Origin of the sequence: Mycobacterium kyogaense, assembly GCF_003254575.1 — a bacterium.
In the GTDB taxonomy this organism is placed as follows: domain Bacteria; phylum Actinomycetota; class Actinomycetes; order Mycobacteriales; family Mycobacteriaceae; genus Mycobacterium; species Mycobacterium kyogaense.
On sequence record NZ_QJUA01000078.1, the window covers coordinates 1 to 10,571 of the forward strand.

General features: G+C 70.8%; 9 protein-coding genes. 3 read left to right on the forward strand and 6 right to left on the reverse strand.

What is annotated here, in order from left to right:
- From murJ to DMB80_RS27190, 3 genes are all read right to left on the reverse strand, one after another.
- The coding region (gene murJ, locus DMB80_RS27180; protein ID WP_111512675.1) for a murein biosynthesis integral membrane protein MurJ at positions 1–1,961 on the reverse strand (1,961 nt) is incomplete at its 3' end.
- A gap of 74 nt (positions 1,962–2,035) precedes the next feature.
- The gene (locus DMB80_RS27185; RefSeq protein WP_420812247.1) at positions 2,036–4,420 is read right to left on the reverse strand and encodes a DUF6049 family protein; all 2,385 of its coding nucleotides are present in this window, start codon (positions 4,418–4,420) and stop codon (positions 2,036–2,038) included.
- Positions 4,417–5,190, reverse strand: coding sequence for an NUDIX hydrolase (locus DMB80_RS27190; protein WP_205538976.1), 774 nt, complete (start codon positions 5,188–5,190; stop codon positions 4,417–4,419). The genes DMB80_RS27185 and DMB80_RS27190 overlap by 4 nt, the downstream gene beginning before the upstream one ends.
- 85 nt (positions 5,191–5,275) lie before the next feature.
- Here DMB80_RS27190 and DMB80_RS27195 point away from each other — a divergent pair, with 85 nt between their 5' ends.
- Both DMB80_RS27195 and DMB80_RS27200 read left to right on the forward strand, forming a co-directional pair.
- Positions 5,276–6,730, forward strand: coding sequence for a CCA tRNA nucleotidyltransferase (locus tag DMB80_RS27195; RefSeq protein WP_111512672.1), 1,455 nt, complete (start codon positions 5,276–5,278; stop codon positions 6,728–6,730).
- Between the two features lie 17 nt (positions 6,731–6,747).
- Complete coding sequence (locus DMB80_RS27200) at positions 6,748–7,242, forward strand: pullulanase (protein ID WP_111512673.1); 495 nt, start codon at positions 6,748–6,750, stop codon at positions 7,240–7,242.
- A gap of 3 nt (positions 7,243–7,245) precedes the next feature.
- Here DMB80_RS27200 and DMB80_RS27205 read toward each other — a convergent pair whose 3' ends face one another.
- Both DMB80_RS27205 and DMB80_RS27210 read right to left on the reverse strand, forming a co-directional pair.
- Entirely contained in the window at positions 7,246–8,025 is a 780-nt protein-coding gene (locus DMB80_RS27205; protein ID WP_111512677.1) for a TIGR03084 family metal-binding protein, read from the reverse strand.
- Between the two features lie 10 nt (positions 8,026–8,035).
- On the reverse strand, positions 8,036–9,331 hold the full coding sequence (locus DMB80_RS27210) for an MFS transporter (protein ID WP_111512678.1): 1,296 nt from the start codon (positions 9,329–9,331) through the stop codon (positions 8,036–8,038).
- A gap of 131 nt (positions 9,332–9,462) precedes the next feature.
- Between DMB80_RS27210 and DMB80_RS27215 the strand changes: the two genes are divergently transcribed.
- Positions 9,463–10,068, forward strand: a complete 606-nt coding sequence (locus DMB80_RS27215; protein ID WP_046364580.1) for a YqgE/AlgH family protein — start codon at positions 9,463–9,465, stop codon at positions 10,066–10,068.
- A gap of 2 nt (positions 10,069–10,070) precedes the next feature.
- On the opposite strand, the gene DMB80_RS27220 is transcribed toward DMB80_RS27215, so the two are convergent.
- Complete coding sequence (locus DMB80_RS27220) at positions 10,071–10,424, reverse strand: hypothetical protein (RefSeq protein ID WP_111512674.1); 354 nt, start codon at positions 10,422–10,424, stop codon at positions 10,071–10,073.
- Positions 10,425–10,571: the final 147 nt, after the last annotated feature.

The following is a 10,571-nucleotide window of genomic DNA, read 5'->3' on the forward strand; positions in this document are numbered from 1 at the left end:
CCACCCCCGCCGACGCCGCCTCGCCGACCGAGGCGATGCCTGCCGTCGGCGGGGGTGGGGTCGACAGGCTCGGCCGGGGCCGGTTCGTCGATCTCCGGCACGTCGGGCTGGAAGTCGTCAGCCGACGGGCGATCGATGCGCGCGGTCTTCGAAGGGTTGGCAGGGTCGGCCGGGTCGGACGTTTGCCAGGGGTTCGGATTACCACCGGCGGATGTGTCGCTCACGGCAGCTCCTTTCCCGGTCCTGTGTTCGCCAACCATGCCTCCCTGTCCCGGGTGCGTCGTCCCGGGAAACTGACGCGTCCGTCGCGTCGAGGTGAGATCAGGGTACGTGAGCCCCCCGTCCGGCCGGGTCGAGACGGAGGCCCCGGCATCGGCGTGGCGGCGACCGAGGCGCGTCCGCACCGCGCCCGCCGCCGCAACCGCCTCGGGAACCTTCGCGGCGAGCAGGATTCCGGCGATGATCGGACCCATGACCAGGCCCAGCACAGCCAGCCGCAGCAGGGACCCGGCCGCCCCGAAATGGTCGGTCAGCGATCCCAGCCCTGCCAGCCGGTCGAGCACGTGGGCGATCAGGCCGGCCGCGAGCGCCGCCGTGATCGTGACCAGCACGGTGCGCACGACGTCGGTGGAGAACAGCCGCCCGCCGGGTGGATTCAGACGATTACGCAGCAGCAGATAGCCGAGTGTGGCACCGGCCAGAAAGCCCAGACCGTTGGCCAGGCCGAGGTAGCCGGCGACCAGCTCCCGGTTCGTGGTCAGGTGCGGCGCCGCCAGCGAGCCGGCGACCTTCACGGCCGTGATCACCACGATCAGCAGGATCGGCGTCCACGGCTCCTCGCGGGCATAGAACACCCGCAGCTGCAGCAGAACCAGGGCGTACGGGATCAGCGTGAACGCCGACAGCGTGATCGCCATGCCGAGGTAGCCGGCGTCGACGGCGCCGAAGTTGCCGTAAGAGAACAGCGCGCTGCCGATCGCCGGACCGCCGACCGTCATCAACGCGACCACCGGGATCAGCGTCACCATCGTCAAGCGGGTCGCCAACGACAGATCGGCGAGCACAGCAGGTCCGTCGCCGGCCGCCGCGTTCCGGGACAGGCGCGGCATCACGACGGTCAGCACCGTCACCCCGACGATGCCGAACGGCAGCTGCAGGATCAGCCACGTGTAGTTGTAGATCGCCGGGCCCGACGCTGCCGCACCGCTGGCGACCTGATTGCCGACGATGAACCCGACCTGGCTGATGAGCACGTAGAGCACCATCGCCAGCGCCATCATCCCGAACTTCTTCAGTCGCGCGTCGATGCCCCACAGCGGCCGCAGGCTGACCCGCTCGCGACGGATCGCCACGAACAGCACTGCCGCCTGTGCGACGACGCCCAGCGTCGTCCCGATGCCGAGGACCAGGAGCTTGGCGTCGCCCATCGTCACCGGGTTCAGTGAGAGTTCGCCCGGCACAAGGAGATACAGGCCCAGGGTGAGGATCGCGACGACGTTGTTGACCACGGGCGCCCACGCCGGGGGCCCGAAGATGTTGCGGGTGTTCAGTATTGCCATGAACACCGACGACAGCCCGTAGAAGATGATCTGCGGCAACAGCAGGTAGGCGAACGCCGTGGTCAACGGCCGGTCCACCAGGGGTTCCGACCCCAGCATCAGATCGACCAGCAACGGGGCGCCGGCGGTCGAGATGATCGTCACCACGATCAGCAGGGTGGTGGCCAGCGTCAGAAGCCGTCGGATGAAAGCGGATCCGCCGTCGGGGTCGTCACGTTCGGCGCGGGCGAGCACCGGCACGAAGATCGCGGTGAACGTCGCCTCCAGCACCAGCGCGGCAATCATGTTGGGCAGCTGGTTGGCCACCGTGAACGCACTCGACAGCGCTGCACCGAGGATCGCGGCGAGCAGCACGATCCGGGCGAACCCGGTGAGCCGGCTGACCAGCGTGGCCAGCGCCATCCCCCACGAGCGCGACACCACCGCGGCGTCGGAGAGCTCGGCACGGGCCGGGGCCCGCCGTGGTTGCGCCGTACTCACCGGCGCCTCCGCTCGTCGTCCGAGTAGGCCAGCGCCACCTCGATCGGGTCGGGGCGGTGCGGATCGGCCTCGAGATCGGCGCGGTCGGGCTGGCCGCGGAACCTGTGCCACAGTCGGCGCCCGACGAGCAGCACCAGCACCGCACCTCCGGTCAGCGTGATGAAGAACAGCACCTTGCCGTATGCGTTGGAGTGCACAGACAGCCGCACCGGCTCGCCGAGCGACAAGCCGTCGACCGTGCGCAGCGACACGTCCACGGCCACCCGCTGGGTGAAGTGGACCTCGATGGGCACCTTGAGCGGAAGGAAGCCGGGCGGCAGCACGATCTCGCCGGGGTCGGTCACCGTCATGCCGGGCGGGGCGTCGATCTGCAGGCGCACCCGAATCGGGACGGGCAGATCGTTGCGTAGCGCCAGCGGCAGCGGGCTGCGCTCGGTGGCCAGGGTGTAGGAGCCGCCGGGATTGACGATCGTCACGGCCTTGAACAAGTCCTCCACGGTGCCGCCGACAGTGGTCAGCCGCTGCTGGGCGAGCCCGTTGCGCGCATCCGGCGGTACCGACTGGCTCAGGGCCCGCAGCATGTCCTCGCGCAGCGGCGCCGTGTACTGCGGTCCGGTCAGCCCCGTGCGGTCGTCGGTGGTCAAGGCGTCGGTGAGGCCGCGGAGTCGGTTGGTGGTCGCTGCGATCCCGGACACCACGCCGTCGTCGAAGCGCCCGCGCGGGTTGCCGACGTTGTCGGCGGGGGGTGGCGCGCTGCCGTGGACGGTGGCGGCTTCGTCGAGCACCGCCCGCAGCGGTCGCGGCGCGGCGAGTCCCGACCGGATCGTGGTGGCGACGGTGGTCAGGACGGCCTCTGCGTCCTCGGCGGTGGCGTTCCACATCAGCGGCGGCACGATCAGCTGGCCCCGCGGTGAGGCGTCGGGATCCAGGCCCCGCCAGAGCAGTGCACCGAGCGCGTCCTGTCGACGTGCGATCGCCGAGTCCTGTTTCACCGAGATGCTCAACGACGGAGCCAGATAGGACGGGGATTCCGGCGCGGTGCCCATGCCGGCCAGCGCGGCGCCGACGGCGGGATCGAAGGTTGCGGCCACCACGTTCGGCGTGTACCGCACCGGCGCTGTGTCCGCGGTCTGCGGTTGCCCGCCCTCTGCCTCGTCCGGACCGGTCAGGTTGGCCGCCGCTAGCGCCACGGTCGGACCCTGCGCGGACATCAGATCGACGGCGGCCGCGGTGAGGGGTCCGTCGCCGACGATGGTGGCGCCGCGGGTGGAGGCCACGCCGAGGATCTGATCGACCACGTCGGCGGCGCCGCCGGTCGCGGCCGCAGCCAACGCCGGATCGTTGACGCGGTGCAGCGCGTCGAGGTCGGCTTGGGCATACGGCGTCGCGGTCACGCACATCCGCTGGGCCAGCGCCTTGAGCCGGGCGAGCCAGCCGATGGCGGCCTGCTGCCCGGTGCCCGGATGCGTCGGCGTGGTGCGCGGGCCCGCGTCCGCGGCGTCGTTGACGACGTAGCCGTTGGTCATCGCGTTCACCGTGACCAGAAGGTCGGGGTCGACGGCCAGGCACAGCCCGCCGGTGACCTCACCACCCGGGTCGACCTGCGGGCTGGTCGCGAAGTCCGCTGCGGTCAGCAAACTGTCGAGCCGGCCGCCCGGTGCGAGGGACGTCGCCAGATCGTCGTCGATGAGCCGCACCGGGGTGGTGCCGCCCGGGGCGCCTGCCGCGAGTGAGGGCCGGTCGGCCAGCGGCCAGAGCATCGTCAGGCCGACGGGCCTGGTGGTGTCCGGGGGTACTGCGGACGTCACCGTGTCGGTGGCCGCGTCGTTCTGCTGATCAGGCGGTACGCCCACGACGGGCAGCAGGAAGCGGGAGTCGTCGAGGCGGGCCGGCGCCCCGTAGTCCGGCGTGCCGTTGACGTTCACCATCACCGGGTAGACACCCGGCTCGCTGACGTCGAAGGACGGATGATCCGCCGAGCGCAGCGGGTACGACAGCCGGAACGGGACGTTCTGGCCCCGGGCCATCTCCGGGGCGATCGTGATGAAGTCGGCGACCGGCTGGAACTGGTCGACGTTGCCGGCGAGGTCGGTGCGCAGCGCGGTCGACGACGCCACCGGACCGGCCCGTTCCAGGCGCACCACCACGTCGCGCACCGCGCGGTCGCCGACGTTGCGGATGGTGCCGGTGACCGTGACCATCGGGTCGCTCGTGGTGGTGACCACATCCGGGGTGATGCTGTCGATCTGAACGGTGAGGAACGGCAGGGGGGACGGCTGCGTGGCCGGCTGGGCGTCCGCGACGGCGGGCGCGACGATCGGCAGAACGGCAGCCAGCAGGGCGACGACCGCGGCGAGCAGGCGCGCGGGCAGACCGATCACGGACCCTGACCGTAGCCGTTCGCCCGTCGGCCCGGCTGGGGTTGCGCCGTCGGATCAGTCCTGTGGTTGCGGGTGCGCGAGTGCGTCTGTCCCCGGCGCCGCGGTGTGCTGCGGGGCAGCGGAGGCAGCGCCGCGGGCCCGTCGCTGTGCAGTTTGTCGATCAACTCGTCGGCGACCTCGGCGAGCCGGCGTTCGTCGGCGTAGGCCAGCCGCTTTGGCAGTTCCTGCAGCGGCACCCAGGCGACCTCGGTGACCTCGACGTCCTCATCGGACAGCTCGCCACCGGCGAACCGCATCAGATAGTGGTGCACGGTCTTGTGGACCCGCCGGCCCTCGGTGACGAACCAATAGTCGATGCTGCCCAGCGCTGCCAGCACGCTTCCCTGGATGCCGGTCTCCTCGGCGACCTCCCGGATCGCGGTCTGTTCGGCGGTCTCGCCCCGTTCGATGTGGCCCTTGGGCAGGGACCACAGCATGCGCCCGCGGCGGTCGGTCCGGCCGATCAGAGCGGCGACCTGGCTTTCCTTCGGCCCGTCGAGGCCGTCGATGACCAGGCCGCCCGCGGAGGTCTCGTGCACGGTGCGCAGGCGTTCGGCGGGCCGTCGCGGCCCGGAGCGTTGGGGTTTGGGAGTCGCAGACGGGGCGTCGGCGGGGTTGTCGTCCCGCGGCCCGGCCGGCTGTTGGGTGCCTGCCTCGGGCGGTCCTGCCGCGCGTCGGCCCCGACGCCGCCCGCGGCGTCGTCGAGGTTTTGGCTGCTCGCCGTCCGACACCCAAGCGATAGTAGCTGCCATGAACTATCGGCCACGCCGCACTCGCCGGTCGGTGACATGGCTGTGACCAGTAGGCTCATCGGACGTGCCTGAGCCCTCGTCCGGACAAGATGTCGCCGAACTGCTGGCTGCCGCGCAGGTGTCCCTGGGGCGGCACCACAAGGTGCTGCAGGCGCTCGGCCGGGTGTTCACCGATGCGGGGCATTCGATCTATCTGGTGGGCGGCAGTGTGCGCGACGCGCTGCTGGGCCGGCTCGACACCGATCTGGACTTCACCACCGACGCGCGCCCGGAGCAGATGAAGCCGCTGCTGGCCGGCTGGGCCGATGCGCTCTGGGACACCGGCATCGAGTTCGGCACCCTCGGCGTCGGCAAGAACGGCGACCGCCTGGAGATCACCACGTTCCGTGCCGACTCCTACGACCACGTCACCCGCCATCCCGAGGTGCGCTTCGGCGACAACCTCGCCGACGATCTGGTCCGTCGTGACTTCACCGTCAACGCGATGGCGGTGCGCTTGGACCCTGAGCTGCCCGGCGGGCTGGGGGAGTTCCTGGATCCGCTCGGCGGGCTCGCCGCGCTGCAGGCCCGCACGCTGGACACCCCGGCCGAACCCGAGGTGAGTTTCACCGACGATCCGCTGCGGATGCTGCGGGCGGCGCGGTTCGCGTCCCAGCTCGGCTTCACGGTGTCGCCGCGGGTGCGGCAGGCGCTGACCGAGATGGCGCCGCAGCTGTCTCGGATCAGCGTCGAGCGGGTGGCGGCCGAGCTCGACAAGATGCTTCTCGGCGCCGACCCCGTCGCGGGGGTGGATCTGATGGTGCAGACCGGGTTGGGCGAGATCGTGCTGCCCGAGGTCGGGGCGATGCGCATGGCCATCGACGAGCACCACCAGCACAAGGACGTGTACCAACATTCGCTGACCGTGCTGCGGCAGGCCATTGATCTCGAAACGGACGGCCCGGATCTGGTGTTGCGCTGGGCGGCGCTGCTGCACGACATCGGCAAGCCCGCGACCCGGCGCCACGAGCCCGACGGCGGCGTCAGCTTCCACCACCACGAGGTGGTCGGCGCGAAGATGACCCGAAAGCGGATGCGCGCGTTGAAGTACTCCAAGCAGATGGTCGACGACGTGTCGCAGCTGGTCTACCTGCATCTGCGATTCCACGGCTACGGCGAAGGCCGGTGGACGGATTCGGCGGTGCGCCGCTACGTGACCGACGCCGGACCGCTGCTGAGCCGATTGCACAAGCTCGTGCGGGCCGACTGCACGACGCGCAACAAGCGCCGCGCGGCCCGGCTGCAGGCCAATTACGACGATCTCGAGCACCGCATCGCGGAGTTGGCGGCCAAGGAGGATCTGGCGCGCGTTCGGCCGGACATCGACGGCAACGAGATCATGACGCTCCTCGGCATCCCGCCCGGCCCCGCGGTCGGGCAGGCGTGGAACCACCTCAAGGAGGTGCGTCTGGATCGCGGCCCGCTCAGCCACGACGAGGCGGTCGAGGAATTGCTCAGGTGGTGGAACGAGCAGCGGTAGCCGTGCGTCTGACAGTCATGGAGTACTGCTTGGGCGACCTCGACGGCGGCGCGACGATGTGGAGTGCCGACCCGATGACCGACGTCGACGGTGACGGTGTGCTGGATGCGGTGATGCTGGATCTGGATCACGACGGCCTGGTCGACGACGCGCTCGCCGATCTCGATGCGGACGGACTCGCCGAACACGGTGTGCTCGGTGTCGGGGGAGCGGGTGCGGTGACCGTGACCGACGACGGGACAGGCACGTGGGCGGTGCACCTGGACCCCGGGGCGGCGTTGCGATGGCTCGGGCTCGACGGCGTCGAGCATCCGGCCGGTACCGCGACGGTGGATCTGGACGGCGACGGGCTGGCCGACGAACGGCTGGTCGATTCTGATGGTGACGGGCTGGCCGACCGGGCATTCGGGACGGGCACCGCCTGGGTCGACACGGACGCCGACGGCCGCTGGGACGTCCGATTGGCCGACGCCGACGGCGATGGCGCCGCGGACAGCGCCACGCCTATCTGAGGTTCAGCCCCGCCCGGCCCCGGGCGGGCCCGCGAACGCCTGCGCGATCGTGAGCCATTGTTCGGCGTCCGATCCGACGGCGACGATGTCGAGCGCGGACCGCGGGCGCCGTTGCGTCACCAGCATGCAGAAGTGCTCGGCGGAGCCCTGCACCCGCTGCGCGGCATCCTCGGGCCCCCAGGTCCACTCGCTGCCGTCGGGAGCAGAAAGTTTCACGTGGAACGGTTCGGCCGGCGGCGTCAGCCCGTGCACGCTGTAGGCGAAATCGCGGGTCCGCACGCCGATGTGCACGATCGACCGCAGCCGCGCCGTCGGTGTGCGGGTCACGCCGAGGGCATCGGCGACATCGAGACCATGCGCCCAAGTCTCCATCAGCCGGGCGGTGGCCATGGACGCGGCGCTCATCGGCGGTCCGAACCAGGGCAGCTTGCGACCCTCGGGCACAGTCACCAGGGCGTCGTGCAGCGCGGCGCGGGTGGCCCGCCAATCAGCGAGCAATGCCTCGGGCGCGGTGCCGGCCAACTCTTCGGCGGCGGCGTCGACGAAGCCGCTGGGGTTCTGCGCCGCGGCGGAGACGACGTCAGAGCCAAAGGCGTCCTCATCGGTGACGGCGATCAGGGACGTGCGATCAGTCCACAGCAGATGCGCGATCTGATGCGCGATCGTCCACCCGGGCGCGGGTGTGTCGGTTGCCCAGCGCGCTGCCGGGAGGTCCGCGACCAGCGCATCCAGATCGTCGCTCTCGGCGCGCAGGTCAGCGACGATGGGGGCAGCTCCGGCCATGGCGGTCACCCTAGCCCGCGGGGCGTCGCCGCCGCGCCACGGTCGCGTAGACGGCAAGTCCCACGAGGTAGATCGCGGTGCCGGCGATGGCGACTGCGGGCGCATGCCCGTCGGCCGGCATCACGAACGCCGCCGCGGCGATCGCGAGGATGAACGCCATCCAGAACAGCGCGTCCTGCACCGTGAAGACGTGTCCGCGCAGGGCGTCGTCGACGTCGATCTGCATCGCGGTATCGGCGCACAACTTGACCACCTGACCGGCTCCGCCGAGCAGGAAGCCGCACGCGATCATCACCGGCAGCCGTAACGTCGCGCCGCACAACTGGACGGCTGCGGCGAATGCCAGTGCCCAGATCGGGGTGGCGTAGCGGCCCCAGCGCTTCACGAGGATCGGCGTCACCGCCGTCGCCAGGAAGGAACCGATACCCGTCGCCGCCACGAACAGCACCGCGGTGCCCAGCCCCGCCACCGCGGCCGTGCCGCTGTGCCGCACGATCACCAACACGAGCAACGTGTTGAGGCCGAACGCCATCCGGTGCGCCGAGAGCCCCGCCAGGGTCGCGGTCACGGTGGGCACGGCGAGCACCGTGCGGGCGCCGTGCAGCCATCCCGTCGCTACGGCGTAGGCAACGGATCCGTGCACGGCCCGGGCACTGTCGTCTGGACCCAGCACCCGCGGCGGGAAGCGCACCGACAGCCACAGCGCCAGCGCGACCGGGACCGCCACCAGGAAGATGATCATCGACGCGCCGGAATCGCTGGAGCCGAACAACCAGCGCGGCAGCAGCATGAAGTTCGCACCGAAGAACGCCGCCGCGGCGCCGGTGGCCGTCGCGACCGAGTTCATCGCCACCACCTGCTCACGCGGCACCACGTGCGGCAGCGCCGCCGAGAGCCCCGATGAGACGAACCGCGTCATCCCGTTGACCACCAGCGCGCCCAACAGGATCGGCAGATCACCCAGACCCGCTGCGAGCAGCGTGCCGACGACGAGGACCAGCACGAGACGGCCGGTGTTGGCGCCGATGAGCACCACGCGCCGATCCCATCGGTCCAGCAGCGCACCGGCGAAGGGTCCGAGCACCGAGTACGGCAGGAACAGCACGGCGAACGCCGCGGCGATCGCCCACGGGTCGGCCGCGCGCTCGGGGTTGAACAGGATCGCGCCGGCGAGACCGGCCTGGAACAGCCCGTCACCGAACTGGCTGACGGCCCGCAGTTCCAGGAGGCGGCGGAACCCGGGCAGGGACTTCGTCGTCTGCCATACCGAACTCCACCCTGCGCGGGATGCGCGATCGTCGGGCACGGAGGTCACGTCCTAGGAGTGGGTGGCGCGTCGAAGGTCGGCAGTGGCGCGACCGGACACCACAGTACAAATATTGCGCCGGGGCCGGCTTGTTCGCCTCCGCGCGGCAGTGGTGATGACAGAATGGACCGGTGGCGCAGCCAGAGGACCCGGAGGATTTCGTCGCCCCAGCGGCGCACCGGGTGCGCGCGGGCACATTGCTGTTGGCGAACACCGATCTGCTGGAGCCCACGTTCCGGCGCAGCGTGATCTACGTCGTCGAGCACAACGACGGGGGCACCCTCGGGGTGGTGCTGAACCGGGCCAGCGAGACGGCCGTCTACAACGTGCTGCCGCAATGGGTGAAGTTGGCCACGAAGCCGAAGACGATGTTCGTCGGCGGTCCGGTCAAGCGCGATGCCGCACTCTGTCTGGCCACGTTGCGGGTGGGCGTCGACGTCACCGGGGTGCCGGGGTTGCGGCACATCCAGGGGCGCATCGCGATGGTCGACCTCGACGCGGATCCCGACGCAGTGGCTCCGATGGTCGAAGGCGTCCGCATCTTCGCCGGCTATTCGGGCTGGACCATCGGCCAGCTCGAGGGGGAGATCGAGCGCGACGACTGGATCGTCCTGTCGGCGCTGCCGTCGGATGTCCTCGCCGAGCCGCGGACTGATCTGTGGGGCAGGGTGCTGCGTCGTCAGCCGATGCCGCTACCGCTTTTGGCGACGCACCCGATCGACCTCAGCCGGAACTGACCTCAGCGGCAGGACAGCGTGCAGGCCGCGCACGACCCGGCACACCCGGCGTCGGCGCTCTGCCGCGAGTTGGCTCGGGCCACAACCTTGGCGCTCTGCCAGCAGCCCGCGGCCAGCGTCGCCACCGCGCCGATGACGCAGACTGCGAGCACGACCGATGCCGTCGACGCCGTCGCAGACAGCGCGACCGCTCCGCCGGCCGCCAGCATCACGGCTGCGGCCAACTGAATCGGGGCGACCCCGCGCAGCACCTGACGGACGAAGTCACCGATGGGGGCGGGCCGCGTCAGCGACCAGACTCCCAGCGCCGCGGTCACGAACGCGACGCCCAGGCACAACACTGCGGCGACCATCACAAGTCACGAGGATACGGCTTCGGTGGCGGGCCGCCGTCCCCCGGGCGCCAGGCTTCGCCCGGGGGACGACGCCGCTCAACCCTGCAGTCCCAGCAGCTGCGGCGCGGGGGCCACCGCAGCTGCTGGGACTGCAGGGTTGAGCGGCGT

What these genes read in the sequence shown, in the direction of transcription:
- DMB80_RS27205 (WP_111512677.1), bottom strand. Translation starts at nt 8,025, where the DNA reads ATGGCCGGAGCTGCCCCCATCGTCGCTGACCTGCGCGCCGAGAGCGAC.
- DMB80_RS27200 (WP_111512673.1), top strand. Translation starts at nt 6,748, where the DNA reads ATGGAGTACTGCTTGGGCGACCTCGACGGCGGCGCGACGATGTGGAGT.